This is a genomic window from Arthrobacter sp. 10L424 (assembly GCF_056395325.1).
In genome coordinates this window covers 362113-387357 of record NZ_JBFTJH010000001.1, presented here as the reverse complement: position 1 = coordinate 387357, position 25245 = coordinate 362113, and the positions used below count along the sequence as shown (strand labels likewise).

The window sequence follows — 25245 nt, the reverse complement described above, 5'->3', positions numbered from 1 at the left end:
TTGGGGGAAGACGAGCTAATCCCGAGGGGTTTAGCGGGTCTTCTTCTTGCCTGCGACGGTGCGCTTCGGACCCTTGCGGGTACGTGCGTTCGTCTTCGTACGCTGTCCGCGCACTGGCAGGCCCTTGCGGTGGCGAATACCTTCGTAGCTGCCGATCTCAACCTTGCGGCGGATATCTGCTGCTACTTCGCGGCGAAGGTCACCCTCAACCTTGTAGTTGCCTTCAATGTAATCACGCAGCTGGACGAGCTCGGCGTCGGACAGGTCCTTGACCCGAACGTCCGCGCTGATGCCCGTGGCAGCCAGGGTTTCGTGTGCACGGGTCTTGCCCACGCCGTAGATGTAAGTAAGCGCAATTTCCAACCGCTTTTCGCGGGGAATGTCTACGCCAGCGAGACGAGCCATAGAGGCAGTGCTCCTTGTATAAACCGGAGGTCGTAGGCAGTACACCCGCACGTTCCGTGCGGCCCCAGCCTCCGACCGGGGGTTAGCTGTACGGGCCCATATGTCCCAGATCAGCTTGTGCTGCCTTTTATTTACTTGCGTGGGTTAGCAACCCAGGATTTCCCGAAGAGGGAAATTAGCCCTGGCGCTGCTTGTGGCGCGGGTTCTCGCAGATCACCATGACCCGGCCATTACGGCGGATCACTTTGCACTTTTCGCAGATCTGCTTGACGCTCGGCTTGACCTTCATGGCGTTCCTTTGCGTGTTGCAGTGGTCAGCTGGACCGGCCTTCGGCTGTTGCTCTGGCCGCCCAGTGTTTACTTGTAGCGGTAGACGATACGACCACGTGTCAGGTCGTACGGGCTCAGCTCCACCACTACCCGGTCCTCAGGGAGGATCCTGATGTAGTGCTGGCGCATCTTTCCAGAGATGTGCGCCAGAACGATGTGCTTGTTGGTGAGCTCAACGCGAAACATCGCGTTAGGCAGCGCCTCAGTCACAACGCCCTCGATCTCAATGACCCCGTCCTTCTTGGCCATACCCTCCGCTAACTGTTGTTTGCCGCCGCCCTCCGGCTTGCACCGGAAATGACCGCGGACGTTTTTGATTGATTGGCTGATGCCTCCCGGCCACAAAAGGGCACAACAGGGCAGACAACCAACAGACAACACTACGCCATTACGGCCCGAATGTTAAATCCAGCAATCGTAGCGTATTCAGCGCCCGTATGCACCAAATTCGCCCGCCGGCGTGCTCACAGGCTCCGCGCGGGCTATCCCATCGAGGATCGCGAGGCGCACGACGTCGGCTGCCGCACTCTGCAGGGTAATGAGGCTCACCTGCCGGGCGGACTCGCTGCCGCGGTCCAGGGCGAGCGCGCCGGTGGCGAGGCAAAAGACCGTGTCGCCGTCCGCCAGGGTGTGGCTGGGGTCCAGCGCCCGGGCCAGTCCTGCGTGGGCGGCCGAGGCGGTGCGTTTGCACTCGGCCTTGTCCAGGATGGCATTGGTCGCGACGACGACGAGGGTCGTGTTGAGGGGCGGCGAGCCAGCCTCGTAGTCTGCGACTGCAGCCTCACCTTCCGAGCCAGCAGCCGAAACCCTCTGCGTGCTCGCTCGTTCCTCCCCACCGGCCCCTCCGCCTCGCAAGCTCGGCGAGGGAACCCCGCCGTCGTGGCCCCCACTTAGACGCACGCTGCCGGGTTCCGTCCGCTGGCTCGATGTGCCGAACGGTAGTCCCAGCGCGTTGACTACCGCGATGGCGCCTACAACAACAGCACCCTCGCCGGAGATGTTTTCCAGGGTTATTGAGGCTGTTCCTATTCCGCCCTTGTACTGTCCCCGGCCTATGAGAGCTCCTGTGCCGGCTCCTATGTTGCCGCGTTCGACGGCGTGGGCTTCGTTGCGGGCGGCGGCGTCCCTCGTGGCCGCGTAGCCCATGTCGGCGTCCGGGCGGGCGGTGAAGTCTCCTCCGCGGCCGAGGTCGAAGATCGCCGCGGCCGGCACGATCGGGACCACGCCGCCGGCGACCGGGAAACCGCGGCCGTTCTCCTCGCACCAGCGCTGGGCGCCGTGGGCCGCGGCGAGGCCGAACGCGCTTCCCCCGGTGAGCACGACGGCGTCCACGGTCCGGGTCAGAGTCGTCGGGTCCAGGGCATCGGTCTCATGAGTCCCGGGCCCGCCGCCCCTGACATCGACGGAACCAACGGTGCCCGGCGGGGGCAGCACAACCGTCACTCCGCTCAGCCAGCCTTCGCCTGTCCTGCCGGCATGGCCCACTCGCAGGCCGGGCACGTCCGTAATCGCAGTCATGGCTCTATTGTGCGCTCCGGCGCAAGGCCCCTGCCTCCCGCCGCGCCTCCATCGACTTGACGAATCGCGCGCTGATGTCCGGAGTCCAAACAAGCGTTATGTAATACTGCATGCAACACAGCGTGAACGGGCAACGAAGCCTTGGACAACAAAGCTCTAATGGGGTCTTGTGCGGGATTCTGCCCACCAGCCATGTGGTGAAGTGATAGCTAGGTATCCCCGCCCACCCGCCTGCCACCGGCAGGCACGGAACCGTTAGAGACCTGAATGACGCGACAATTGACCGACCGGCCGCGCGCCGTCGTCGAGGCCAAACCGGCCCCGGCGCCACGTGCCCGCTGGTCCGCACGAACCCGCCGGGACTTCTTCGTTTTCCTGGCGTTAGCACTCCCCAACCTGCTCCTGATTGCGGTGTTCACCTACCTCCCGCTCTTCAACAACATCTATTACTCAACCCTGGACTGGACCCTGGGCTCGGCCAATGCCACGGTGGTGGGCTTCGAAAACTACGTCACCTTCTTCACCAGTTCGGACGCCACCAAGGTCCTCGGAACCACTGCGGTTTTCACGCTCGTCACCGTCGGCGGCTCCATGGTCCTCGGCCTGCTGGTGGCCCTGGCCCTGAACTCCAGGATCCGCGGCACAACGTTCGCGCGCTCAGCCGTCTTCGCCCCGTACGTGCTCAGCGGCGTCGGCGTCGGGCTCGTCTGGCTCTTCATTTTCGATCCCGGCTACGGGGTGCTCGCCTGGCTGCTGCGCGGCATCGGCCAGCAGAGTCCGCAGTGGATCAATGACCCGCAGCTGTCCCTGGTCATGGTCATCATCGTCTACGTGTGGAAGAACCTCGGCTACTGCGCCGTCGTCTACCTGGCGGGGCTGCAGTCGCTCCCGCAGGATGTCATGGAGGCCGCGTCGCTGGACGGAGCCAACGGCTTCCGGCGCTTCATGAGCATGGCCCTGCCGCTGCTCTCCCCCACCACGTTCTTCCTGCTCATCACCACAATGCTGAGCTCGTTGCAGGCCTTCGACCTGATCCGCATCATGACCCCGCTGGGCAACGGCACCAGCACGCTGATCTACGAGGCCTACCTCCAGGCCTTCGGGGCGTTCAACCGGGCCGGCTACTCGGCCGCGATCTCCGTGACTCTGTTCGCCATCCTGCTCATCATCACCGTGCTGCAGTTGCGGTTCGTCGAACGGAAGGTGCACTACTCGTGAGCCTGCTCTCCCCCGTCAGCCCTGACCCCGCCGCCAACGCCGGCCCCGCCTCACCGGCCGACGCCGATCCCGGGATCCCGGTTCAGCGCCACCGACCGTTCTCCCGCGCCAACCTGGTCCAGACGATTGCCGGCGGCTACCTTCCCTTGGTCCTCGCCACACTGGTGGTGTTCCTGCCGCTGCTGTGGATGGTGCTGAGTTCGTTCAAGCAGCCCGGCGAGATCATCACCATGGACCTGAAGATCCTGCCGGAGAGCCTGAACTTCGAAAACTACAACGTCGCCATGACCACTGTGCCGTTCGCCCAGTTCTTCGTGAACAGCCTGATCGTCACCAGCGTGGGGGCCACCATCAAGGTCCTCCTGGCGATCTTGACCGCCTACGCGCTGGTGTTTGTCCGCTTCCCGTACAAGAACGTCATCTTCGTTTTGATCCTGGTGGCCCTGATGGTCCCGCCGCAGGTGTCCATCCTCCCCAACTACATCCTGATCGCTGGGATGGGCGGCAAGAACACCCTGTGGGGCATCATCCTCCCGGGCCTTGGCACGGCGTTCGGGACGTTCCTGCTTCGCCAGCACTTCCTGACGCTGCCCTCCTCCATCCTGGAATCGGCCGAGATCGACGGCGCCGGCCACTGGCGCCGCCTCTGGCGGATCGTGGTCCCGGTCTCCGGGCCCTCGATCGCAACGGTGGCGCTCGTCGTCGTCGTGAGCGAATGGAACGACTACATCTGGCCGCTCATCATCACGGACCGTCCCGAGACCATGACTCTGCCCGTGGGCCTGACGCTCCTGCAGAACTCCGAAGGCAACGGCTCCGGCTGGGGCATCCTGATGGCCGGAGCCGTGCTCGTGATCGTGCCCATCCTGCTGGTCTTCGCGGCGCTGCAGCGCTACATCGTGGCCGGCCTTACCCAGGGCAGCGTCACCGGGTGATGCAGCCCCCAAGTCCCACCGCAATCCAGTCTTCACAGCTAACCAGTCGCACCACCGAGAGGATCCACCATGGCATTAAATCTTGACCGCAGAAATTTCCTGGGACTGGCCGGCGCCGGGGCAGGTGCCGCGGCGCTGGCTGCCTGCGGCGGGCCGTCCACCGGCGGCACTGCGGCGGCAACAGGTGCCGCCGATATCGACTTCAGCGGCGTCAAGCCGGCCGCGTCGATCGACTTCTGGACCAGCCACCCCGGCAAGTCCCAGGACGTGGAAAAAGCCATCATCGAGAAGTTCCACGCGAAGTTCCCGGACATCAAGGTCAACCTCGTGACCGCCGGAGCCAACTACGAGGAGATCGCGCAGAAGTTCCAGACGTCACAGGCGGCAAAGTCCGGCCTGCCGGGTCTCGTGGTCCTCTCCGACGTGTGGTGGTTCCGCTACTACACGAACGGCAACATCATCCCGCTGAACAGCCTGATCAAGCAGTTGGACATCAAGGTGGACGATTTCCAGAAGTCCCTGATCGCCGACTACCAGTACGCGGACAAGCAGTGGGCACTGCCCTACGGCCGTTCAACCCCGCTGTTCTACTACAACAAGGACCACTTCAAGGCCGCCGGGCTGCCGGACCGTGCCCCGAAGACCTGGCAGGAGTTCGGCGAGTGGGCGCCCAAGCTCAAGGCCAGCTCCGGAGCGCAGTACGCCTACATCTACCCGGCCCTGGCCGGCTACGCCGGCTGGACCCTGCAGAACAATCTGTGGGGCTGGGGCGGCAGCTGGTCCAACGAGTGGGCATTCAACTGCGATTCCGCCGAGTCCGTCGCCGCCCTGCAGTGGGCGCAGGACTCCATCTTCAAGGACAAGTGGGCGGGGGTCTCGTCCAAGGAAGCCGCCGACGACTTCGCCGCGGGCATCACCTCGTCCACGATTTCCTCCACGGGTTCCCTCCTGGGGGTCCTGAAGTCCGCGAAGTTCAACGTGGGCGTCGGGTACCTGCCGGGCGGACCGAAGAGCGAAAGCCCGGTGTGTCCCACGGGCGGTGCCGGCCTGGGCATCCCCAGCGGGGTCAGCAAAGAGGTCCAGCTCGCCGCCGCCACCTTCCTGAAGTTCATGACGGAGCCGGAAAACACGGCGCAGTTCTCCGCGGCCACGGGCTACATGCCCACCCGCACTTCCGCCGACATGACTGCCGTGCTGGCCAAGACGCCGCAGATCAAGACCGCCATGGACCAGCTCGCCGTCACCCGCGTCCAGGACAACGCCCGCGTGTTCCTGCCGGGCGCGGACCAGGAGATGGCCAAGGCTGCCGCGGCAATCCTCACCCAGCAGGGCGACGTCAAGGCCACCATGACCGCACTGAAGGCCACTCTGGAGGGCATCTACACCAAGGACGTGAAGCCGAAGCTCAAGAGCTGACGACGCGGGTAAGTTCTCCCGCTACGACGAATCCCTGGCGCTGCCGTATTACGGCGTCGCCAGGGATTTGTCGTGTCACGGGGGATGGCACGCGATGGCCCGTGACGCCGGCGCCGCGTGCCGGGGTCCCGCGCCTAGGGAATAGGGACGGGAACGACGCCGAGAGGGGCCAGTTTCGCGGCTCCCCCGTCCGGCGCGGAGAGCACCCAGATGCCCTTCTCGTGGACCGCCACGGAATGCTCCCACTGGCAGGACCGTTTGCCGTCGGTGGTCACCACGGTCCAGTCGTCCTCCAGCACGGCGGTGTCGATGCTTCCGCGGACCAGCATCGGTTCGATGGCCAGGCACAGTCCCGGGCGGATTTTGGGCCCGCGGTGGTTGGTGCGGTAGTTCGGTACATCCGGGGCCATGTGCATCTCCGAGCCGATACCGTGACCCACGTAGTCCTCGAGGATGCCCAGCGCCTTGCCGGGCACGGAAGAGACGTAGTCGTCCACGGCGTTGCCGACGTCGCCGACGAACTTTCCAGTGGCCAGCGCCGCAATCCCGTGCCACATCGCGGCCTCGGTGACGTCGGAGAGCCGCTGGTCCTCGGGATCCGCGGTGCCGACGATCACGGTGCGGGCCGAATCGGAGTGCCAGCCGTCCAGGATCGCACCGCCATCGATCGAGAGGATGTCCCCGTCCTGCAGGACGCGGCCGCCGGGGATACCGTGGACCACCTCCTCGTTGACCGAGGTGCAGATCGTGGCGGGGAAGCCGTGGTAGCCAAGGAAATTGGAGGTCGCGCCGGCATCCTTGAGCACCGCCGCGAACACGGCGTCGAGGTCTTGGGTGGTTTTCCCCGGCGCGGCGGCCGCAACAGCGGCGTCCAGGGCGCGGCTCAGGACGAGCCCGGCCCCATGCATGGAGCGCATCTGGGCGTTGGTCTTGTACTCGATGCGTGGCTGGCCGAATGCCATCCGCAACTTCCTTTCGATGGGGCCGTGCCACTCTGGGGCGGTCGGCCAAATGGCTGAGGCCCCTCCCGGTGTTCCGGGAGGGGCCTCAAGGTCAGTGGCCGATCAGGCCGACTGGGCCTCTTTGATGGCCTGCATAACGCGGTCAGTGACCTCGTCGATGCCGCCGATGCCGTCTACACGGGTCAGGATGCCTCGGTCGGCATACTTGGCGACAACGGCCTCCGTCTGGCCGTGGTACAGGTCAAGGCGGTGCCGGATGACGGCTTCGTTGTCGTCGGTGCGTCCGGTTTCCTTGGCCCGGCCCAGCAGGCGGGTAACAAGTTCCTCGTCGTCGGCCGTGAGCTGCAGGACGACGTCGAGCTTCTGGTCGCCGTCGGCGAGGATCCCGTCGAGGTAGTCCACCTGCGCGGTGGTGCGCGGGTAGCCGTCCAGCAGGAAGCCGTTCTCGACGTCGTCCTCGCTGAGACGGTCGCGGACCATCTTGTTGGTCACGCTGTCCGGGACGAAGTCGCCGGCGTCCATGTATTTCTTGGCTTCGATGCCAAGCGGAGTCTCACCTTTGACGTTGGCGCGGAAGATGTCGCCGGTGGAAATCGCGACGACGCCGAGGCGCTCCGAAATTCGTTCCGCCTGTGTTCCCTTGCCGGAGCCGGGAGGTCCGATAATCAACATTCTCGTCATCGCAAAAGCCCTTCGTAGTGACGCTGCTGTAGCTGCGCATCAATCTGCTTGACGGTCTCCAAACCGACGCCGACCATGATCAGGATCGAGGTGCCGCCGAACGGGAAGTTCTGGTTGGCGTTGATCAGGACCAGGGCAACGAGCGGAATCAGTGCCACGAATCCCAGGTAAATGGCACCGGGGAGGGTGATCCTGGAAAGCACATACTGCAGGTAGTCCGCCGTCGGCTTGCCGGCACGGATACCCGGAATGAAGCCGCCGTACTTCTTCATGTTGTCAGAAACTTCTTCAGGGTTGAAAGTGATCGCAACATAGAAGTACGTGAAGAACACAATCATGGCGAAGTAGAGGGCCATGTAGATCGGGTGGTCACCGCGGGTGAGGTTGTTGTTAATCCACTCAACCCACGGCGCTACGGGCTCGCCGGGCTTGGGCTGGTTGAACTGGGAAATCAGGCCCGGCAGGTACAGCATCGAGGAGGCGAAGATGACGGGCACGACGCCGGCCATGTTCACCTTGATCGGGATGTAGGTGCTGGTGCCGCCCACAGTGCGGCGGCCAATCATCCGCTTGGCGTACTGCACCGGGATGCGGCGCTGCGACTGTTCCACGAAGACCACCGCGGCCACGGTCAGCAGGCCGATGACCAGGACCATAAAGAACGTTCCCGGGCCCTGCGAGGTCCAGATGGCACCAAGCGAGCCGGGGAAGCTGGAAACGATGGACGTGAAGATGAGCAGCGACATGCCGTTGCCGACACCCTTTTCGGTCACGAGCTCGCCCATCCACATGATGAGGCCGGTGCCGGCCGTCAGCGTGATGATGATGAGGATCGTGGTGACGATGCTGTCGTCCGGGATGATCGGCAGCTGGCAATTAGGCAGCAGCTGGCCGGAGCGCGCCAGCGACACCAGCGTCGTGGCGTTCAACAGGCCCAGGGCGATAGTGAGGTAACGCGTGTACTGCGTCAGCTTCGACTGGCCCGAGGCGCCCTCCTCGTAGAGCTCCTGGAACCGGGGAATGACCACCCGGAGCAGCTGAACGATGATGCTGGCCGTGATGTACGGCATGATGCCGAGGGCGAAGACGGACACCTGCAGCAACGCACCGCCGCTGAACAGGTTGACGAGCTGGTAGATACCGCCCGAGGTCTGACCGGTCTGCAAGCATTGCTGGACATTCTGGTAGTTCACACCAGGCGAGGGGATGAAGGCACCCAAGCGGAAGATTGTGATGATTCCCAGCGTGAACAACAACTTGCGTCGCAGATCAGGCGTGCGAAAGGCCCGGCCAAATGCGCTAAGCAAGCGTCCTCCTGATGAATAAGTAAAGTCATGTGAGATAGGTCAAATAAACCCAACAACCGAGTCTAACGGGTGTTCGCGTCCTGCGAACAATCGCAGGGCCGGGAAAAACAGAAAAACTCCCGGCACCTAGGGCCTGAGCCCCTGGTACCGGGAGTTTCCACAACGGGCAACTGCCCCGCCGCCTCGTTAGAGGGCGGTGGTGCTGCCGCCTGCTGCTTCAATCTTTTCTGCGGCGCTGGCCGAGAATGCGTGGGCGGTGACATTCACCTTGACGGTGATGTCGCCGGTGCCCAGCACCTTGACGGGCTGGTTCTTGCGAACGGCACCCTTTTCGACCAGGTTCTCCACGGTGACGTCGCCACCTTCCGGGAACAGCTCGTTGAGCTTGTCCAGGTTTACAACCTGGAACTCAACCCGGAACGGGTTCTTGAAGCCGCGCAGCTTCGGGAGGCGCATGTGCAGCGGCAGCTGGCCGCCGGCAAAGCCAGCCTTGATCTGGTAGCGGGCCTTCGTACCCTTGGTACCGCGACCGGCGGTCTTACCCTTGGAACCTTCACCACGACCAACACGGGTCTTGGCGGTCTTGGCACCCGGGGCGGGACGCAGGTGGTGAACCTTCAGTGCGTTCTGCTTCTCAGCAGTGGCGCCCTGTGCCTTTTCGGCGGTGTTCTTCTCTGCCATTTACTTCGCCTCCTCTACCTTTATCAGGTGCGGAACCGTGTTGACCATGCCGACAGTCACGGCGTCGGCGGTGCGGACAACGGTGTGTCCGATCCGCTTCAGGCCGAGGGACCGCAGGGTGTCGCGCTGGTTCTGCTTGCCGCCAATGGCGGACTTAATCTGAGTGATCTCCAACTTTGCGTCGGAGACAAGCACGTTCTTAGCCATGACTCAGACACCTGCCTTCTGGTTCAGGAGCGCCTTCACCATTGCCGGCGGGGCGATCTCGTCGAGCGGGAGGCCGCGGCGTGCTGCCACTGCTGCCGGCTCTTCGAGGCGCTTCAGCGCGTCAACGGTCGCGTGCACGATGTTGATGGCGTTGGAGGAACCGAGCGACTTGGAGAGGATGTCGTGGATGCCCACGCACTCCAGTACTGCACGGACCGGACCGCCGGCGATAACACCGGTACCGGCAGAAGCCGGACGCAGCATAACGACGCCTGCGGCGGCTTCACCCTGAACACGGTGCGGGATGGTGCTGCCGATGCGGGGAACGCGGAAGAAGGACTTCTTGGCCTCTTCAACGCCCTTCGCGATGGCGGCAGGAACTTCCTTAGCCTTGCCGTAGCCGACGCCGACCATACCGTTGCCGTCACCGACGACGACGAGGGCGGTGAAGCTGAAGCGACGACCACCCTTGACGACCTTGGAAACACGGTTGATGGTTACGACGCGCTCTACGAACTGGCTCTTTTCGGCTTCGCGGCCACCATCGCGGCCACCACGGCCACCACGGTCGCCACGGCCCTGGCCGCGGTCGCCACGCTCGCCACGACGAGCGCCACCACGGCGGTCATCAGTGGTAGCAGGCGCAGCGGTCTCAGTTGCCGGAGCAGCTACAGCTTCAGTCACCTGAATGTCCTTTTCGTTATTTTCGGTCACAGTGCCAGCCCACCTTCACGTGCGCCGTCAGCGACGGCGGCGATCCGGCCGTGGTACTTGTTACCACCGCGGTCGAAGACAACTGCTTCGATACCGGCAGCCTTGGCACGCTCGGCGACGAGCTCGCCAACGCGCTTGGCCTTGGCAGTCTTGTCACCGTCGAATGCACGAAGGTCGGCTTCCAAAGTGGAGCCGCTCGCTACGGTCAGGCCCTTGGTGTCATCGACAACCTGGACGAATACGTGGCGTGCGGAACGGTTGACGACCATACGCGGACGTACAGCCGTGCCGGAGATGCGCTTGCGGATACGAAGCTGGCGGCGGCTGCGCTGGGCAGACTTGCTCTTGTTCGTACGCTTCTTGTTAATTGCGATCGCCATGGTTACTTACCAGCCTTTCCGACCTTGCGGCGGATGACTTCGCCTGCGTAACGGATGCCCTTGCCCTTGTAGGGGTCCGGCTTCCGCAGCTTGCGAATGTTGGCAGCAACCTCGCCGACCTGCTGCTTGGAGATACCTGAAACAGAGAGCTTGGTCGGGGTCTCTACTGCAAAGGTGATGCCGTTCGGTGCCGTGATGTTAACCGGGTGGCTGTAGCCCAGAGCGAACTCCAGGTCAGCACCCTTTGCCTGAACGCGGTAACCGGTACCGACGATTTCAAGCTTCTTCTCGTAGCCTGCGGTGACACCCTGGATCATGTTGGCGATCAGGGTGCGGGTCAGGCCGTGCAGCGAACGTGAGGCGCGCTCGTCGTTCGGGCGGGCGACAGTCAGGGTGCCATCTTCCAGGGAAACCTCGATCGGGCTGGGCACAGTGTGGCTCAGCTCGCCTTTGGAACCCTTGACGTTGACGACAGAGCCGTCAACCTTGACCTCAACGCCGGCAGGAACGGTGATGGGGAGACGTCCAATACGTGACATTATTCTCTTCCTTTCCCGTTACCAGACGTAAGCGAGGACTTCGCCGCCCACGCCCTTCTTGCCGGCCTGCTTGTCAGTCAAGAGGCCGGAAGAGGTGGACAGGATTGCGACACCCAGGCCACCGAGCACGTGCGGCAGGTTGGTGGACTTTGCGTAAACGCGCAGTCCCGGCTTGGAAATACGACGAACGCCAGCGATGGAACGCTCGCGGTTCGGACCGAACTTGAGCTCGAGGGTCAGCTTCTTGCCAACCTCAGCGTCTTCTTCTTTCCAGGAGGCGATGTAACCTTCGGCCTTCAGGATGTCGGCGACGCGTGCCTTGAGCTTGCTGTACGGCATAGACACGGAATCGTGGTATGCCGAGTTTGCGTTGCGCAGACGCGTAAGCATGTCTGCGACGGGATCTGTCATTGTCATGGTGGGCTCATGCCCTTCCTCATAACGGTTTCCGCCGTGCAGTCTTTCCGAACAAAGTTCGGAACCGGCACGGACGGACCTTTTACGTAGCTAGATTAATCTTCGGTCTTGAACGGGAAGCCAAGCGCCTTGAGCAGCGCGCGGCCTTCGTCATCGGTCTTGGCAGTGGTCACGACGGTGATGTCCATGCCGCGAACGCGGTCAATGGAATCCTGGTCGATCTCGTGGAACATAACCTGCTCGGTCAGACCGAAGGTGTAGTTGCCGTTGCCGTCGAACTGCTTGCCGCTGAGGCCCCGGAAGTCGCGGATACGCGGCAGAGCCAGCGTGACCAGACGGTCCAGGAATTCCCACATGCGGTCCCCACGCAGAGTTGCGTGTGCACCGATCGGCATGCCTTCGCGCAGCTTGAACTGTGCGATCGACTTGCGGGCCTTGGTTACCTGCGGCTTCTGGCCGGTGATCAGGGTCAGATCGCGGACAGCGCCGTCGATCAGCTTGGAGTCCTTGGCGGCATCTCCAACACCCATGTTCACAACGACCTTGACCAGACGGGGAACCTGGTTGACGTTCTCGTACTTGAATTCCTCAACGAGCGAGCTCTTGATGGAATCCGCGTACTTGGTCTTCAGACGAGGAACGATCTTGCTTGCCGGAGTCTCGAGAGTCTCAGTCATTAGATGTCCTTCCCTGAGCTCTTGGCCACGCGGACACGCACTTCGCGCTTCACGCCATCGCGCTCAACGGTCTCGGTGCGGAAACCGACGCGGGTGGGCTTCTTGGTGGACGGGTCAACCAGAGCCACGTTGGAGATGTGGATCGTAGCCTCGACGACTTCGATGCCACCGGTCTTGGTGCCGCGCTGCGACTGACCGACCTTGGTGTGCTTGGTTACGCGGTTAATTCCTTCGACCAGCACGCGGTTGGTCTCGGGGAAAACGCGCAGGACCTTGCCCTGCTTGCCCTTGTCGCCGCCGCGCTCAGCCTTGGCGCCAGTGATGACCTGAACCAGGTCACCCTTTTTGATCTTAGCCATGGACTAAAGCACCTCCGGAGCCAGAGAAACGATCTTCATGAACTTCTTATCGCGAAGTTCACGACCAACCGGTCCGAAGATACGGGTACCGCGGGGGTCACCGTCAGCCTTCAGGATCACAGCTGCGTTCTCGTCAAACTTGATGTAGGAACCATCCGCACGGCGGCGTTCCTTCTTGGTACGGACGATGACAGCCTTGACGACGTCGCCCTTCTTTACGTTGCCGCCCGGAATTGCGTCCTTGACGGTAGCGACGATGACGTCGCCAATGCCTGCGTAGCGACGGCCAGATCCACCGAGAACGCGAATGGTAAGGATTTCCTTAGCACCCGTGTTGTCGGCGACCTTGAGTCGCGACTCCTGCTGAATCACTATTTACTCCTTGCGTCGCGCTGGTTCTCAGACCGAAAATCTTCCTACGGAATGAGCCTTGCGGAACGGTTGATCGGGGTGTCTCTTGACCTGCCTGGATTTTGCCAGACCAGGCCTAAACTCCCGTGCCAAAAACATTTGCTTCCCAGACGAATTTCCCGACGGGTCGGGGCGCGAGGGGGCACTATGCCGTGGCACGATTGTTTACGAGGTTTACTGACGGCGCACAGATAGCGCCATACAAACTCAAAATCTTAGCACGCTTTGGGCCTCAGCCAGAATCGGCCAATACCACAGACGACGGCGTCGCGCACGGCACACTATTGGCCCGCCGGCCCCCGCGCTCCCCCGGAAACCCGGCCCGCCGGCGTCGTACGGCGGCTGAAAATCTGCAGCACGTGACGCGCCGGCCCCCTGGAACCACCCGGAGAACGGAGAAACCCCCGCTCCCAAAGGGGAACGGGGGTTTCTCAACAGATCCCCTGTACAGGGAAGCTGCGGGTGTTACTTGGCCTTCTCGAGGATCTCTACCAGACGCCACCGCTTGGTAGCGGAGAGCGGGCGGGTCTCGGCGAGGAGAACGAGGTCGCCGATGCCGGCGCTGTTCTCTTCGTCGTGAGCCTTGATCTTCGTGTTGCGGCGAAGGACCTTGCCATAGAGGGCGTGCTTCACACGGTCCTCGACCTGGACAACGATGGTCTTTTCCATCTTGTCCGAGACCACATAGCCGCGCTTCGTCTTACGGTAACCGCGCTCGTCAGCCGTAGCTGCGCCGGAAACAGTTTCCGTCACGTTCTCGTCCTTTTCACTCACTTGGCGTCCTCCTCGGTCTCAACCGTTTCAGCCTTGTCAGCCTTTTTGGTTGCAGCCTTCTTGGACTTCTTTTCTTCCTTGGCTTCCACAACCGGTGCGGCAACCTCGGCACGAATGCCCAGCTCGCGCTCACGGAGAACGGTGTAGATGCGTGCGATGTCTTTCTTTACCGCGCGCAGCCGACCGTGGTTCTCCAGCTGGCCGGTGGCGGACTGGAAACGCAGGTTGAACAGCTCTTCCTTGGCCTTACGGAGTTCTTCAACGAGTCGCTCGTTGTCGAAACCGTCCAGCTGTGCGGATGCAAGTTCCTTGGATCCTACTGACATTTCTATTCACCACCTTCGCGACGCAGAATGCGTGCCTTCAACGGGAGCTTGTGGATCGCCAGGCGCAGTGCCTCGCGGGCAACCGATTCCTCGACGCCGGAGATCTCAAAGAGAACCCGGCCCGGCTTGACGTTTGAGACCCACCATTCCGGAGAACCCTTACCGGAACCCATGCGGGTTTCGGCAGGCTTCTTCGTCAGCGGACGGTCCGGGTAGATGTTGATCCAGACCTTGCCGCCACGCTTGATGTGGCGGGTCATCGCGATACGGGCAGATTCGATCTGACGGTTCGTGACGTATGCCGGGCTCAGAGCCTGGATACCCCATTCACCGAAGGAGACCTTGGTGCCGCCCGTAGCAGCGCCGGAACGACCCGGGTGGTGCTGCTTACGGTGCTTGACTCGACGTGGGATAAGCATTTAAGCCTGTCCTCCTTCTGCTGCCTGTGCCGGTGCGGCAGAAGCTGCATCAGCCGCCGGAGCTTCGGCAGCAGGAGCTGCTTCGGCCGGGCGGTCGTTACGACGACGACGGTCACCACGGTCAGCGCCACCCGGGCGGCCCGGGCGGTCGCTGGCACCACGGCCACGGGACGGAGCAGCAGCTGCCTGCTGAGCCAGTTCCTTGGCGGTGACGTCACCCTTGTAGATCCAGACCTTCACGCCGATGCGGCCGAAGGTGGTCTTGGCCTCGTAGAAGCCGTAGTCGATGTTCGCGCGGAGGGTGTGCAGGGGCACACGGCCTTCACGGTAGAACTCCGAGCGGGACATTTCTGCGCCGCCCAGTCGACCCGAGCAAGCAATACGGATGCCCTTGGCACCTGCACGCTGTGCGGACTGCATGGCCTTCTTCATCGCACGGCGGAACGCCACGCGGGAAGTCAGCTGCTCAGCAACGCCCTGGGCAACAAGCTGTGCTTCCATCTCGGGGTTCTTGACCTCGAGGATGTTCAGCTGAACCTGCTTGCCGGTGAGCTTCTCGAGCTCGCCGCGGATGCGGTCTGCTTCTGCGCCGCGGCGGCCGATAACGATGCCCGGACGTGCCGTGTGGATATCCACACGGACGCGGTCGCGGGTGCGCTCGATTTCAACCTTGGCGATGCCGGCGCGCTCCATGCCCGTGGACATGAGCTGGCGGATGCGGATGTCTTCGCGGACGAAGTCCTTGTACCGCTGACCGGCCTTGGTGCTGTCAGCAAACCAGTGCGATACGTGATCGGTGGTAATGCCGAGTCGGAACCCGTGCGGGTTAACTTTCTGTCCCACTTAGCGAGCCTCCTCTTTCTCCGGGGTAGCAACTACCACGGTGATGTGGCTCGTGCGCTTCTTGATCTGAAATGCACGACCCTGGGCTCGCGGCTGGAACCGCTTCATGGTCGGGCCTTCATCAACATACATTTCGCTGATGATGAGGTCACCTTCGTCAAACGCCACGCCGTCGCGGTCCGCGAGGACCCGGGCGTTGGAGATTGCCGACTGAACTACCTTGAATACCGGCTCCGAAGCTGCCTGCGGGGCAAACTTCAGAATTGCCAGAGCCTCATTCGCTTGCTTACCACGAACAAGGTTGACGACGCGCCGGGCCTTCATAGGCGTTACGCGGATGTGACGCGCAATTGCCTTGGCTTCCATTGCTTTCCTTCTCTCGTCTTTGACGTAAGTGCAGGCGCCTAGCGGCGCTTGCCCTTACGGTCGTCCTTGACATGGCCGCGGAATGTCCGCGTGGGAGCGAATTCGCCGAGCTTGTGCCCGACCATCGACTCAGTGACAAACACGGGGATGTGCTTGCGTCCGTCGTGTACGGCAATCGTGTGGCCGAGCATGTCGGGGACGATCATCGAACGGCGGGACCAGGTCTTGATGACGTTCTTGGTGCCCTTTTCGTTTTCCCTGGCTACCTTTACAAAGAGGTGCTGGTCAACGAAAGGACCTTTTTTCAGGCTGCGTGGCATGTGTCCAGGCTCCTATCGCTTGTTCTTGCCAGTACGACGGCGACGAACAATAAGCTTGTCGCTCTCTTTGTTGGGACGGCGGGTGCGGCCTTCGCGCTTACCGTTCGGGTTGACGGGGTGACGTCCACCGGACGTCTTACCCTCGCCACCACCGTGGGGGTGGTCGACCGGGTTCATGGCGACACCACGGACGGTCGGGCGAACGCCCTTCCACCGCATACGGCCGGCCTTGCCCCAGTTGATGTTCGACTGCTCGGCGTTGCCGACCTCGCCGATCGTTGCGCGGCAGCGCACGTCAACGTTGCGGATTTCGCCGGAAGGCAGACGCAGCTGGGCGAAACGGCCTTCCTTTGCAACGAGCTGGATCGATGCGCCGGCGGAGCGGCCCATCTTGGCGCCGCCACCCGGGCGCAGTTCAACTGCGTGGATTACGGTACCGACCGGGATGTTGCGCAGCGGCAGGTTGTTACCGGGCTTGATGTCAGCGTCGGCACCTGCTTCCACGATGTCACCCTGGCCCAGCTTGTTCGGGGCGATGATGTAACGCTTGGTGCCATCAACGTAGTGCAGGAGGGCGATGCGAGCCGTGCGGTTCGGATCGTACTCGATTTCGGCAACGCGGGCGTTGACGCCGTCCTTGTCGTGGCGACGGAAGTCGATCAGACGGTACTGGCGCTTGTGGCCACCACCCTTGTGACGGGTCGTGATCTTACCGGTGTTGTTACGGCCACCCTTTTTCGGGAGGGGACGAACCAACGACTTTTCCGGCGTCGACCGCGTGATTTCAGTGAAGTCCGCTACGCTCGAGCCGCGACGGCCCGGGGTAGTCGGCTTATATTTACGGATTCCCATAATTTATTTCCTCGTTAAAGTGGTCTCCGCTACGAGAGCGGACCGCCGAAGATGTCGATAGTGCCTTCTTTGAGGCTCACAATTGCACGCTTGGTGTTCTTGCGGGTACCCCATCCGAATTTGGTGCGCTTGCGCTTACCGGCACGGTTGATGGTGTTGATCGAGTCGACCTTGACGGAGAAGATTTTCTCCACGGCCAGCTTGATCTCGGTCTTGTTCGAGCGGGGGTCCACCAGGAAGGTGTACTTGCCCTCATCGATCAGGCCGTAGCTCTTTTCCGAGACGACGGGTGCAAGCACGACGTCGCGCGGGTCCTTGAGGGTTGCTGCACTCACTTGGCATCCTCCTGGTTCTTTGCCACTGCCCGGTCAGCAACGAATGCTTCGTAGGCAGCCTTGGTGAAGACAACGTCATCGGAAACGAGAACGTCGTAGGTGTTCAGCTGGTCTGCGTACAGAACGTGAACATCCGTGAGGTTGCGCACGGAGAGTGCAGCAACATCGTTGGCGCGCTCGATGACGACGAGCAGGTTCTTGCGCTCGGAGACACCTCGCAGAGTTGCCAGTGCAGCGCTGGAGGACGGCTTGGTGCCGGCAACCAGTTCAGAGACAACGTGGATGCGGCCGTTGCGGGCGCGGTCAGAGAGAGCGCCGCGCAGTGCAGCAGCAATCATCTTCTTGGGGGTGCGCTGGCTGTAGTCACGCGGCGTGGGGCCGTGGACAACGCCACCACCGGTCATGTGAGGAGCACGGATTGAACCCTGACGGGCGCGGCCGGTGCCCTTCTGCTTGAACGGCTTGCGACCTGCACCGGAAACCTCGGCGCGGGTCTTGGTCTTGTGGGTACCCTGGCGAGCAGCAGCGAGCTGTGCAACGACGACCTGGTGCAGCAGCGGCACGTTGGTCTGTACGTCGAAGATCTCTGCAGGCAGGTCAACCTTGACAGTGCTAGTCATTGAACTAGGCTCCCTTCACGGCGGTGCGTACGAGTACGACCTGGCCGCGGGCGCCGGGGACGGCGCCCTTGATCAGGAGCAGCGACTTCTCGACGTCAACCGCGTGGACCGTGAGGTTCAGCGTGGTGTGACGAACGGCGCCCATGCGGCCGGCCATTTTCATGCCCTTGAAGACGCGGCTCGGGGTGGATGCGCCACCGATTGAACCGGGCTTACGGTGGTTCTTGTGGGCACCGTGGGAAGCTCCAACGCCGTGGAAGCCGTGACGCTTCATAACACCGGCGAAGCCCTTACCCTTGGTGGTGCCAACGACGTCGATCTTCTGGCCGGCTTCGAAGAGCTCAACAGAAAGCTCCTGGCCCAGCTCGTAAGAGTCAGCATCTGCAGTGCGCAGTTCTACGACGTGGCGGCGAGGCGTGACGCCTGCCTTTTCAAAGTGACCAGCCAGCGGCTTGGTGACCTTGCGGGGATCGATCTGGCCGTAGCCGATCTGAACGGCGACATAGCCATCAGTGTCTGCATTGCGCAGCTGCGTGATGACGTTCGAGTCAGCCTGGACCACAGTGACGGGGATGAGCTTGTTGTTCTCGTCCCAGACCTGGGTCATGCCGAGCTTCGTGCCCAGCAGGCCCTTTACGTTACGGGTTGCGGTCATAGTCTCTCAGCACCTCCCTACAGCTTGATTTCGATGTTCACGTCGGCCGGCAGGTCGAGACGCATGAGCGAATCAACAGCCTTGGGCGTGGGATCGATGATGTCGATAAGACGCTTGTGCGTGCGCATTTCAAAGTGCTCGCGGCTGTCTTTGTACTTGTGCGGAGAGCGGATTACGCAGTAAACGTTCTTCTCCGTCGGCAGCGGCACGGGGCCAACTACCGTGGCGCCTGCGCGCGTGACCGTCTCAACGATCTTCCGTGCTGAAACGTCAATGACCTCGTGGTCGTATGACTTCAGCCGGATGCGGATTTTTTGTCCCGCCATGTCGCCTGACTCTCTTTCAGTAAATGCTGCTCTGTTTACTTACCTGTTGTGCGGCTGCCGAAGCATTTGAAGTCGTAACTACCACCCGCCGCACAAGCTGAATCCGGATGAATCCGGGTTCCTCAACCTGCCGGCGCAACCGACCCCCGCGGTCGGGCGTGTCGCGGTTTGCACGCGTACTCGTCCGCAATTCCTTGGGGAGTGGGTTATGTTTGGGCTCTTACCTGGACCCTGGCACCCGGCATTATCCGGATCGGGACGCGAAAGAGCGCTTGAACAACTCATCTAGTATGCCGGAATTAACGGGCAGAAGCGAATCAGCGGCTGTGCGGAGCAGTGCGGACGTCGCCCGGACGTCGGGCCGGTGTCACGGCCCCGGGCGCTGGCGACGCCGGGGCAGGGCTTGCGCTCATTGCCTTCGGCGGGCGCCGTGGGGATGATGGGGGCATGACTGTGCAGGATTCCGTAGCAGTCCAGGCCTTGGCTGCGCGCCTGAGCCCGGAGTTCCAGCTGGGGGTTGCCTCGGCCGCTTTCCAGATTGAAGGCTCCCTTGCGGCCGGCGGCCGGGGGCCCTCCGGCTGGGATGCCTTCGTCGAGAAGCCGGGCAGCATCCAGGACGGGCACTCCCCCGCCGTCGCCTGCGACCACTACAACCGGGCGCCCGAGGACGTCGAGCTGATGCGCGCCCTCGGCATCGACTCCTACCGCTTCTCCATCTCCTGGCCACGGATCCAGCCGGACGGTACCGGACCGTTCAATAACCAGGGGCTCGACTTCTACGACCGGCTCATCGACCGGCTGCTCGAGGCCGGCATCTCCCCGATGGCCACCCTGTACCACTGGGACACGCCGCTGCCCTTGGAGCACCGCGGCGGCTGGTTGAACCGATCCACTGCGGAGCGCTTCGCCGAGTACAGCGCGGCGGCCGGCCGGCGCTTCGGCGACCGCGTGGCCCAGTGGGTCACGCTCAACGAACCGGTATCAGTGACCCTCAACGGCTATGCCCTGGGGGTCCATGCCCCGGGCCATGACCTGCTCTTCGATGCCTTGCCCGCGGTCCACCACCAGCTCCTCGCCCACGGGCTCGCCGTGCAGGCGCTGCGTGCGGAGTCCGTCTCGGGCACCGTGGGCGTCACCAACCTGCATTCCCCGGTACGGCCCGCGTCCCGTTTGGTGACGGACCGGTTCCTGGCCAACATCTTCGACCTGGTCCTGAACCGGGTGTACGCGGACCCGATCCTGTTGGGCCGGTACCCGAAGATTCCGCTCATCGCCAGGCCCTGGTTCCGTTCGCTGGGGAAGATTTCCGACGCCGATCTGCGGACCATCCAGCAGCCCCTGGACTTCTATGGGCTGAACTATTACTACCCGGTGAAGGTCGCCACCGGACGGGGCGCGGGTGAGAGCCCCGCAGGGCACACGGACGCGATGACGAAGATGCCGTTCCATATGGCGGCGTTCCCGGAATACACGACGACGGGTTTCGGCTGGCCGGTGGCACCGGACCATCTGGGCCCGCTGCTCCGTGAGATGAAGGACAGGTATGGCGGAGCGCTCCCGCCGCTGTACATCACCGAAAGCGGCGCCAGCTTCCCCGAGCCCGACCATGTGTCCGGTCCCATCGCCGACGCGGAGCGGATCAGCTACATCGCGTCCCACCTGGGCCACGCCCTGGACGCTACGTCCCCCGGGGGCATCGCCGAGGACGTCGAACTGCTGGGTTACTACGTCTGGACCCTGATGGACAACTTCGAGTGGGCCGCGGGCTACTCCCAACGCTTCGGCCTGGTCCACGTGGATTTCGACACGCAGGAACGTACGCCCAAGGATTCGTACTACTGGTACCAGGCGCTCAGCAGGGCCCGGAAAGGCTGAGCCGGCGGGCTAGTTGTTCTTGTTGGCCCGTGTAATGCGCTTGGCGCGTTCAATCTCTTGGCGGAAGTGCTTTTTAGCCCAGACGACGGCGACGACGACGGCAATGGCCACCAACAGGAAAATCAACCAGCCCATTGTGAGCTCCCTTCATTGGAAGCAACGATATCAGCGCCCGGCTCCGGTCAGCCATGGTCCACCGGCTCACGGTAGGGTGCCGGCTGGCCGGCGGCCGGCTTGCTGCGGTTCAGCCGCCAGACCGCCAGCGCGATCAGGGCCGCGGCGATCAGGGCGAGCAGGGCGAAGGTGTACTGGCGCATGGCCCACATGATGCACAGACCCACCCCCGCCGCGCCCCACCAGACAAACAGCCGTTCACCGAACGCCAGCCCAGCCATCAGCAGCACCGCCATGAGCGCCAGGACCCAGAGTTGCTTTCCGGGATCGCCGCCGAAGATGATCCCCAGCCCGGACAGTGTCAGCAGCCCGGCGGCCCCGGACCACAGCACCCGGACCGCCGGACGGTTGCCGGACGCCAGGCGCAGCGCGCCCAGCAGCGCGGCAAGAACCACGTACCACTGCAGCGTCCAGAACCAATCGGGCCAGGCGGAGCCGGAGCCGGGTCCGGTGAACAGCGCAGCGCGCTGGACGGCCGCCGTCGTGGCAAGCAGTCCCAGTTCCGCCGCCACCCTGCGGGCTGCCGCCGGAACTTCGGCGCGGCACACCGCGGCGGTGATGGCCACGAACGCGGCGCCGGCCCAGGATGTTGCATCCCAGCGCAGCCCGAAAAGCGCAGCGAGGCCCAGACCAAGGACCGCGGCAGCTGCCAGCGGCCAGCGCCGGAGCGGATCGGTGCCGAGGGGGCCGCGGCGCAGCCACCTGACGGCATAGAGGGCCGCCGCAGCCGGAGCGCAACCGGCAAGCCACGGCAGGTAACTGCCCCAGGCGCCCGGCACGGTTTCCAGCAGTTCGGCGCCTTCCAGGGTGGCCCCGGCCAGAACCGCCGCGACAGCCGGCACGTAGAGGACTGGCCAGCGTTCTAGGTGTGATGCCGCCAAAAGAGCCACTGCGAGCACCAGGACCGCTGCCCCGCCCAGCCAGTCAGCCGCTGGCGGTGCCAGCAGGAGGGCGGTTCCGACGAAGGCGCCGCACGCGGCCAGCCAGAGCCAGCGCTCGACGTCGGCCCGCGCCTTCCGCCGGAACAGCACGCCCGCGGCGGTGGCCGCCAGCGACAGCACGAGCAGTACCACGACCACGCCGTCCCGGCTCAGCAGGGGCCGGTCAAGGAAACCGCCGGCGGAGAAACCGCCGTTGAGCTGCGCCAGCGGCCCCAGAGCCAGCGTGGCGAAGACGGCGGCATAGACCGTCAGGTAGGCCGCCCCGCGGGCCGCGAAGACCCTGCTGGCCAGCACGGCGGAGACCAGCAGCAGCGCCACGTGCAGCAGGATGACCCAGCGGCCGCCGTCGTCCGGGTCCGCCGCCAGGTAGCCGAGCGGAAGCACCGTCTGGGCAGTGAGCGTAATCCACACCGCTGCCTGCTGGAACGGGACTTCCACCAGGCGGTGCCGCATCAGCCAGCGGATCACGTGCTGTGCCGCGAGAACCAGCCCGAAGGTCACCGAGACCGCGGTGACGGAGACGGTCGCGTCATAGCTGAGCTCGAGCGCCAGGGCCAGGGTCAGCACCCGGGCCGCAGCGAAATAGCCGCCCTTGGCGGTGCCCGACGCTGCGGCCACGACCATCACGGCGCTGTACCCGGCAAAGATGCCCAGCACCAGCTCGACATCGAGCGCGGTGCCCGCCCGTGCCAGCAGGAGCACCGCCAGCACCACCGGGGCGAACACCGCCGCCCGCGGACGGGCTCGCAGCACGAACCCCGCCGTCGCTGCGCTCAGGGCCATCACGACCACGACGGCGGTCAGCTGCCGGCCCCCGGTTGTCTGGTGGTCCAGGGCGGACGCCGTGAGGACAGCCAGGGCTGCACCCTGGAGCACCAGCACCCCGGCGGCGTCGGTGATGACACCGCGGGGTGCCCGGCCCCTGGCCTCGGCCAGCAGGGGGAAAGCCAGTTGCAGCCCCAGTACCAGCACGGCCAGCGACGCGCCCGCGATGTCCTCGCCGCCGAGCAGCACCGGACCGCTCTCCTGCCGGAGCTGGTGGAAGCCGGTCAGGACCAGAAGGGTGCCGGTCCCCCGGGCCATCCACCAGTAGCTCCAGCGCTGCTGGCGCCGGCCGCGGCGCAGCGCCGTTGCGACGAGGTAGAGCACCGTCAGGTAAAGCACCGCCAGGGCGAGAATGGTGTTGCCGCCGGGGAGCGAGACCGCGGTAAACGCCAGGCCGGCCAGCGCCGCCGCCATGCCCAGTGGCAGCAGTTCACGGACACCGGGCCGCCACGGAGATCCTGCCGCGGCTTCTCCGGCCGTGACCCAGCCGATGCCAAGGGATGTGAGGAGCTGGAGCACGACCGCGGCACCGGCGAGCGTTTCCCCGCGCGTGTCGGCCTGGAACGCCAGTGCGGCGAGGACGGGGAGCGCCGCGAGGGAGAATGCTGCCAGGCTCTCGTCCGGGGCCAGCGACGGCACACCCGTCCGGACAAGGCCCGCCGTGGCGAGTTGCTGCAGCACCAGTGCCAGCAGGAAGGCGGAGAGCACCGGCGCGGAGCCGGCACCGCTGCCGGTCACGGCCGCCACCACCGCAGGCACGGCCCCCGTGACCGCGATGCGGGCGGCGAGAACGAAGTGCAGCCGCAGGGGCTCCCTCCGGGGCAGGGAACGCACAGCCCAGAACAGTGCGACCAGCAGCAGCAACCCGGCCGGGGTCCAGTTACCGGCGCGGTCGCCGAACGCGGCAGCCAGCATCAGAGCGGGCACCGGCGCCCATTCCGCCACCCCCACTGCCAGGGCCATGCCGGTGAGCAACGCCAGCACCAGCGGCACCCATACGGGCACGTCGACGGTTGGATCCACGGTGGCAGGGAACAGGGTCGCCGCCCCCCACAAAAGGGTCAGGAGCAACTGCAGCCCGAACGTGCAGAGGGCGTCCGACCGCTGTCGTACAGCGGACCCCAGCAGCGCAGCCGGAACCACGTTGAGCCCCGACGCCAGAAGCACGGACTGGAGCGCTGCCAGCGCGACGCCGGTCAGTAGCGCCCACGGCACGCTTTCACTGGCAGCCCAGGTTCCGGCAGCGGCCGCCACAGTGAGGCTCACCCGCGCTCCGTAGTACTGCGCGACGCGGAACCGGCTTTGTGGAACGGCGGCCATCAACGCGAAGTAGGCGCCACAGAGGGCCATGATGAGCGCGTACTCGCCCTTGCCGAGCAGCAGGGGCACGATGGTGACGGCCAGCGCGACGGACGGGACCACAAAGGGGTGCAGGTCCATCAGCGGCTTGAGGAACGCAGCAGGCATCCAGCGCGGACGCGTCAGTGCCAGCAGCGACAGGAGGACCGCGAAGCCGATCAGGGCGGCAAAGTACCAGGCCAGTGCTCCGCCGAGGACCGAAATCCCGGACCACGCCGTCGACACGACGAACGTCAGCGACAGGTAGGCGAGGATCTTGCTGTCCATCCTGACGGCGGCAGCAACATAGGCCACGGTCCCGATGAACGATGTGACCAGCCAGGCGCCCGCGGCGTCATGCAGGAGGAAGCTGTACAGGGCCAGGCCGGCCACCGGGATCAGGGCCAGCCCGGTTCCGGCGAACGCAACAGCCGCGGGCCTGAGCCGCGGGGCCCTCGTGTGCAGGATCAGTCCCCCGGCATAGAACAGCGCCGTGATGGCGAGGACGCCGGCGAAGCGGAGGACCTCCGGCAGGGATGTGCCGACGAACAGGGCCCCGGCAGCCACCAGCAGGAGGCTGGCGACATAGAGGGTGATGTTGATGTTCTGCCGGTCCCGCTTCTCCTTGCGGGCGGCATGGTCGGCGGCGGACTCTTGCGGAACGACGGGGTGTGCGGGCTGCGGGGCCGCGGACTGGGGCCGGAGCCGTTCGTGCGGTGCGTTCGCGACCGGCGGTACCGGGTGATAGCCGCGGGAACCGCCGGGCCGCGGCTGGACTGAAGACTTGCCTGCAGGCTGGACGTCCGGCTGGACCTCCTCCTGGATTGGGGGTTCCGGCGGGGCCGGCAGGCTTGGTCCGGGCGGCGGCTGGGGGGTTCCGGGAGCGGGAAGGACGGGCTTCGCAACTAGCTCACGGGCGGACTCGCAGTCCCTCCACCCCTCGAGGTGACCGGCACGGAATCCGGCTGCGAATGCCCCGCTGCTCACCGCGTCACTACGACGGCGTTCCCGGGCACTCCCCTTGCGGATGCCCACCAGGAATGCGCCTGCCAACAGCAAAAGGACCAGGAGGGTGGGGACGGTCGTCGGCATAGCGGGA

33 protein-coding genes are annotated in these 25245 nt (G+C 64.2%); 4 read left to right on the top strand and 29 right to left on the bottom strand.

Features of this window, described 5'->3' with window-relative positions; translation table 11 throughout:
• Window positions 1–30: 30 nt before the first annotated feature.
• The 4 genes from rpsM to AC1DC5_RS01845 form a co-directional block, all read right to left on the bottom strand.
• Window positions 31–405, bottom strand: coding sequence for a 30S ribosomal protein S13 (rpsM, locus tag AC1DC5_RS01860; RefSeq protein ID WP_024366110.1), 375 nt, complete (start codon window positions 403–405; stop codon window positions 31–33).
• 175 nt (window positions 406–580) lie between these two features.
• A complete protein-coding gene (gene rpmJ / locus AC1DC5_RS01855) occupies window positions 581–694 on the bottom strand; it encodes a 50S ribosomal protein L36 (protein WP_009358722.1) in 114 nt (37 codons plus the stop codon).
• Between the two features lie 68 nt (window positions 695–762).
• Entirely contained in the window at window positions 763–984 is a 222-nt protein-coding gene (gene infA, locus AC1DC5_RS01850) for a translation initiation factor IF-1 (RefSeq protein WP_009358723.1), read from the bottom strand.
• Between the two features lie 177 nt (window positions 985–1161).
• Window positions 1162–2253: a P1 family peptidase gene (locus tag AC1DC5_RS01845; RefSeq protein ID WP_476863983.1), complete on the bottom strand. Its 1092-nt coding sequence runs from the start codon at window positions 2251–2253 to the stop codon at window positions 1162–1164.
• A gap of 267 nt (window positions 2254–2520) precedes the next feature.
• On the opposite strand from AC1DC5_RS01845, the gene AC1DC5_RS01840 reads away from it, so the two are divergent.
• The 3 genes from AC1DC5_RS01840 (at window position 2521) to AC1DC5_RS01830 (ending at window position 5822) form a co-directional block, all read left to right on the top strand.
• A complete protein-coding gene (locus tag AC1DC5_RS01840; protein WP_476863982.1) occupies window positions 2521–3471 on the top strand; it encodes a carbohydrate ABC transporter permease in 951 nt (316 codons plus the stop codon).
• A complete protein-coding gene (locus tag AC1DC5_RS01835) occupies window positions 3468–4406 on the top strand; it encodes a carbohydrate ABC transporter permease (protein WP_441404353.1) in 939 nt (312 codons plus the stop codon). Before AC1DC5_RS01840 ends, AC1DC5_RS01835 begins: the two co-directional genes overlap by 4 nt.
• Before the next feature lie 69 nt (window positions 4407–4475).
• Entirely contained in the window at window positions 4476–5822 is a 1347-nt protein-coding gene (locus AC1DC5_RS01830; protein ID WP_476863981.1) for an ABC transporter substrate-binding protein, read from the top strand.
• 134 nt (window positions 5823–5956) lie between these two features.
• Here AC1DC5_RS01830 and map read toward each other — a convergent pair whose 3' ends face one another.
• The 23 genes from map to rpsJ form a co-directional block, all read right to left on the bottom strand.
• Window positions 5957–6784 carry a type I methionyl aminopeptidase gene (gene map / locus AC1DC5_RS01825; protein ID WP_476863980.1) on the bottom strand — a complete coding sequence of 276 codons (828 nt, stop codon included), beginning with the start codon at window positions 6782–6784 and terminating at the stop codon, window positions 5957–5959.
• Window positions 6785–6886: 102 nt separating this feature from the next.
• Entirely contained in the window at window positions 6887–7456 is a 570-nt protein-coding gene (locus tag AC1DC5_RS01820; RefSeq protein ID WP_346925358.1) for an adenylate kinase, read from the bottom strand.
• 5 nt (window positions 7457–7461) lie between these two features.
• On the bottom strand, window positions 7462–8772 hold the full coding sequence (gene secY, locus AC1DC5_RS01815; RefSeq protein WP_441404350.1) for a preprotein translocase subunit SecY: 1311 nt from the start codon (window positions 8770–8772) through the stop codon (window positions 7462–7464).
• Window positions 8773–8958: 186 nt separating this feature from the next.
• Window positions 8959–9453, bottom strand: coding sequence for a 50S ribosomal protein L15 (rplO, locus tag AC1DC5_RS01810; RefSeq protein WP_441404349.1), 495 nt, complete (start codon window positions 9451–9453; stop codon window positions 8959–8961).
• The gene (gene rpmD / locus AC1DC5_RS01805) at window positions 9454–9660 is read right to left on the bottom strand and encodes a 50S ribosomal protein L30 (protein ID WP_346925355.1); all 207 of its coding nucleotides are present in this window, start codon (window positions 9658–9660) and stop codon (window positions 9454–9456) included. It lies immediately after the preceding gene.
• A 3-nt stretch (window positions 9661–9663) separates the two neighbouring features.
• The gene (gene rpsE / locus AC1DC5_RS01800; RefSeq protein WP_173403037.1) at window positions 9664–10344 is read right to left on the bottom strand and encodes a 30S ribosomal protein S5; all 681 of its coding nucleotides are present in this window, start codon (window positions 10342–10344) and stop codon (window positions 9664–9666) included.
• Window positions 10345–10370: 26 nt separating this feature from the next.
• Entirely contained in the window at window positions 10371–10754 is a 384-nt protein-coding gene (rplR, locus tag AC1DC5_RS01795; protein ID WP_441404348.1) for a 50S ribosomal protein L18, read from the bottom strand.
• Window positions 10755–10756: 2 nt separating this feature from the next.
• Window positions 10757–11293 carry a 50S ribosomal protein L6 gene (rplF, locus tag AC1DC5_RS01790; RefSeq protein ID WP_056425247.1) on the bottom strand — a complete coding sequence of 179 codons (537 nt, stop codon included), beginning with the start codon at window positions 11291–11293 and terminating at the stop codon, window positions 10757–10759.
• A gap of 18 nt (window positions 11294–11311) precedes the next feature.
• Window positions 11312–11710, bottom strand: coding sequence for a 30S ribosomal protein S8 (gene rpsH / locus AC1DC5_RS01785; RefSeq protein WP_056425243.1), 399 nt, complete (start codon window positions 11708–11710; stop codon window positions 11312–11314).
• 95 nt (window positions 11711–11805) lie between these two features.
• A complete protein-coding gene (gene rplE, locus AC1DC5_RS01780) occupies window positions 11806–12387 on the bottom strand; it encodes a 50S ribosomal protein L5 (RefSeq protein ID WP_056425240.1) in 582 nt (193 codons plus the stop codon).
• Complete coding sequence (rplX, locus tag AC1DC5_RS01775; RefSeq protein WP_056425237.1) at window positions 12387–12746, bottom strand: 50S ribosomal protein L24; 360 nt, start codon at window positions 12744–12746, stop codon at window positions 12387–12389. The genes rplE and rplX overlap by 1 nt, the downstream gene beginning before the upstream one ends.
• A 3-nt stretch (window positions 12747–12749) precedes the next feature.
• Entirely contained in the window at window positions 12750–13118 is a 369-nt protein-coding gene (rplN, locus tag AC1DC5_RS01770; RefSeq protein ID WP_024366126.1) for a 50S ribosomal protein L14, read from the bottom strand.
• A gap of 504 nt (window positions 13119–13622) precedes the next feature.
• Entirely contained in the window at window positions 13623–13931 is a 309-nt protein-coding gene (gene rpsQ / locus AC1DC5_RS01765; protein ID WP_035739337.1) for a 30S ribosomal protein S17, read from the bottom strand.
• The gene (gene rpmC, locus AC1DC5_RS01760; RefSeq protein ID WP_069949295.1) at window positions 13928–14257 is read right to left on the bottom strand and encodes a 50S ribosomal protein L29; all 330 of its coding nucleotides are present in this window, start codon (window positions 14255–14257) and stop codon (window positions 13928–13930) included. Before rpmC ends, rpsQ begins: the two co-directional genes overlap by 4 nt.
• A 2-nt stretch (window positions 14258–14259) precedes the next feature.
• Complete coding sequence (rplP, locus tag AC1DC5_RS01755) at window positions 14260–14676, bottom strand: 50S ribosomal protein L16 (RefSeq protein ID WP_123257072.1); 417 nt, start codon at window positions 14674–14676, stop codon at window positions 14260–14262.
• The gene (gene rpsC, locus AC1DC5_RS01750; protein ID WP_441404346.1) at window positions 14677–15519 is read right to left on the bottom strand and encodes a 30S ribosomal protein S3; all 843 of its coding nucleotides are present in this window, start codon (window positions 15517–15519) and stop codon (window positions 14677–14679) included.
• Entirely contained in the window at window positions 15520–15885 is a 366-nt protein-coding gene (rplV, locus tag AC1DC5_RS01745) for a 50S ribosomal protein L22 (RefSeq protein WP_069949298.1), read from the bottom strand.
• 38 nt (window positions 15886–15923) lie between these two features.
• Window positions 15924–16205, bottom strand: a complete 282-nt coding sequence (gene rpsS / locus AC1DC5_RS01740) for a 30S ribosomal protein S19 (RefSeq protein WP_018773666.1) — start codon at window positions 16203–16205, stop codon at window positions 15924–15926.
• A 12-nt stretch (window positions 16206–16217) separates the two neighbouring features.
• A complete protein-coding gene (gene rplB / locus AC1DC5_RS01735; protein ID WP_441404345.1) occupies window positions 16218–17057 on the bottom strand; it encodes a 50S ribosomal protein L2 in 840 nt (279 codons plus the stop codon).
• A 29-nt stretch (window positions 17058–17086) separates the two neighbouring features.
• Window positions 17087–17392, bottom strand: coding sequence for a 50S ribosomal protein L23 (gene rplW / locus AC1DC5_RS01730; protein ID WP_056425233.1), 306 nt, complete (start codon window positions 17390–17392; stop codon window positions 17087–17089).
• Window positions 17389–18012, bottom strand: a complete 624-nt coding sequence (gene rplD / locus AC1DC5_RS01725) for a 50S ribosomal protein L4 (RefSeq protein WP_346925353.1) — start codon at window positions 18010–18012, stop codon at window positions 17389–17391. The genes rplW and rplD overlap by 4 nt, the downstream gene beginning before the upstream one ends.
• 4 nt (window positions 18013–18016) lie before the next feature.
• A complete protein-coding gene (gene rplC / locus AC1DC5_RS01720) occupies window positions 18017–18667 on the bottom strand; it encodes a 50S ribosomal protein L3 (RefSeq protein WP_024366134.1) in 651 nt (216 codons plus the stop codon).
• Window positions 18668–18684: 17 nt separating this feature from the next.
• Complete coding sequence (gene rpsJ, locus AC1DC5_RS01715) at window positions 18685–18993, bottom strand: 30S ribosomal protein S10 (protein WP_003803825.1); 309 nt, start codon at window positions 18991–18993, stop codon at window positions 18685–18687.
• A 447-nt stretch (window positions 18994–19440) separates the two neighbouring features.
• Between rpsJ and AC1DC5_RS01710 the strand changes: the two genes are divergently transcribed.
• Window positions 19441–20868 carry a GH1 family beta-glucosidase gene (locus AC1DC5_RS01710; RefSeq protein ID WP_441404344.1) on the top strand — a complete coding sequence of 476 codons (1428 nt, stop codon included), beginning with the start codon at window positions 19441–19443 and terminating at the stop codon, window positions 20866–20868.
• A gap of 9 nt (window positions 20869–20877) precedes the next feature.
• Here the strand turns inward: AC1DC5_RS01710 and AC1DC5_RS01705 are convergent, their stop codons facing one another.
• Both AC1DC5_RS01705 and AC1DC5_RS01700 read right to left on the bottom strand, forming a co-directional pair.
• Window positions 20878–21003, bottom strand: a complete 126-nt coding sequence (locus AC1DC5_RS01705; RefSeq protein ID WP_476863979.1) for a hypothetical protein — start codon at window positions 21001–21003, stop codon at window positions 20878–20880.
• A gap of 47 nt (window positions 21004–21050) precedes the next feature.
• Window positions 21051–25238, bottom strand: coding sequence for a hypothetical protein (locus AC1DC5_RS01700; RefSeq protein WP_476863978.1), 4188 nt, complete (start codon window positions 25236–25238; stop codon window positions 21051–21053).
• Between the last annotated feature and the right edge of the window lie 7 nt (window positions 25239–25245).

Bases quoted from the DNA above. Each gene is read 5' to 3' on its own strand.
- AC1DC5_RS01700 (WP_476863978.1), bottom strand. From the start codon at position 25,238: ATGCCGACGACCGTCCCCACCCTCCTGGTCCTTTTGCTGTTGGCAGGC.
- rpsJ (WP_003803825.1), bottom strand. From the start codon at position 18,993: ATGGCGGGACAAAAAATCCGCATCCGGCTGAAGTCATACGACCACGAG.
- rpsM (WP_024366110.1), bottom strand. From the start codon at position 405: ATGGCTCGTCTCGCTGGCGTAGACATTCCCCGCGAAAAGCGGTTGGAA.
- rplP (WP_123257072.1), bottom strand. From the start codon at position 14,676: ATGCTTATCCCACGTCGAGTCAAGCACCGTAAGCAGCACCACCCGGGT.
- AC1DC5_RS01820 (WP_346925358.1), bottom strand. From the start codon at position 7,456: ATGTTGATTATCGGACCTCCCGGCTCCGGCAAGGGAACACAGGCGGAA.
- rpsS (WP_018773666.1), bottom strand. From the start codon at position 16,205: ATGCCACGCAGCCTGAAAAAAGGTCCTTTCGTTGACCAGCACCTCTTT.
- rpmJ (WP_009358722.1), bottom strand. From the start codon at position 694: ATGAAGGTCAAGCCGAGCGTCAAGCAGATCTGCGAAAAGTGCAAAGTG.
- rplF (WP_056425247.1), bottom strand. From the start codon at position 11,293: ATGTCACGTATTGGACGTCTCCCCATCACCGTTCCTGCCGGCGTTGAG.
- rplE (WP_056425240.1), bottom strand. From the start codon at position 12,387: ATGACTGAGACTCTCGAGACTCCGGCAAGCAAGATCGTTCCTCGTCTG.
- rplR (WP_441404348.1), bottom strand. From the start codon at position 10,754: ATGGCGATCGCAATTAACAAGAAGCGTACGAACAAGAGCAAGTCTGCC.
- rpmC (WP_069949295.1), bottom strand. From the start codon at position 14,257: ATGTCAGTAGGATCCAAGGAACTTGCATCCGCACAGCTGGACGGTTTC.
- AC1DC5_RS01840 (WP_476863982.1), top strand. From the start codon at position 2,521: ATGACGCGACAATTGACCGACCGGCCGCGCGCCGTCGTCGAGGCCAAA.
- AC1DC5_RS01845 (WP_476863983.1), bottom strand. From the start codon at position 2,253: ATGACTGCGATTACGGACGTGCCCGGCCTGCGAGTGGGCCATGCCGGC.
- rplC (WP_024366134.1), bottom strand. From the start codon at position 18,667: ATGACCGCAACCCGTAACGTAAAGGGCCTGCTGGGCACGAAGCTCGGC.
- AC1DC5_RS01830 (WP_476863981.1), top strand. From the start codon at position 4,476: ATGGCATTAAATCTTGACCGCAGAAATTTCCTGGGACTGGCCGGCGCC.
- rpmD (WP_346925355.1), bottom strand. From the start codon at position 9,660: ATGGCTAAGAACGTGCTTGTCTCCGACGCAAAGTTGGAGATCACTCAG.
- rpsH (WP_056425243.1), bottom strand. From the start codon at position 11,710: ATGACAATGACAGATCCCGTCGCAGACATGCTTACGCGTCTGCGCAAC.
- rplO (WP_441404349.1), bottom strand. From the start codon at position 9,453: ATGGCAGAGAAGAACACCGCCGAAAAGGCACAGGGCGCCACTGCTGAG.
- rplD (WP_346925353.1), bottom strand. From the start codon at position 18,012: ATGACTAGCACTGTCAAGGTTGACCTGCCTGCAGAGATCTTCGACGTA.
- rplB (WP_441404345.1), bottom strand. From the start codon at position 17,057: ATGGGAATCCGTAAATATAAGCCGACTACCCCGGGCCGTCGCGGCTCG.
- AC1DC5_RS01710 (WP_441404344.1), top strand. From the start codon at position 19,441: ATGACTGTGCAGGATTCCGTAGCAGTCCAGGCCTTGGCTGCGCGCCTG.
- AC1DC5_RS01705 (WP_476863979.1), bottom strand. From the start codon at position 21,003: ATGGGCTGGTTGATTTTCCTGTTGGTGGCCATTGCCGTCGTCGTCGCC.
- infA (WP_009358723.1), bottom strand. From the start codon at position 984: ATGGCCAAGAAGGACGGGGTCATTGAGATCGAGGGCGTTGTGACTGAG.
- rplX (WP_056425237.1), bottom strand. From the start codon at position 12,746: ATGGCTAAGATCAAAAAGGGTGACCTGGTTCAGGTCATCACTGGCGCC.
- rplV (WP_069949298.1), bottom strand. From the start codon at position 15,885: ATGGAAGCCAAGGCAATTGCGCGTCACATCCGCGTAACGCCTATGAAG.
- map (WP_476863980.1), bottom strand. From the start codon at position 6,784: ATGGCATTCGGCCAGCCACGCATCGAGTACAAGACCAACGCCCAGATG.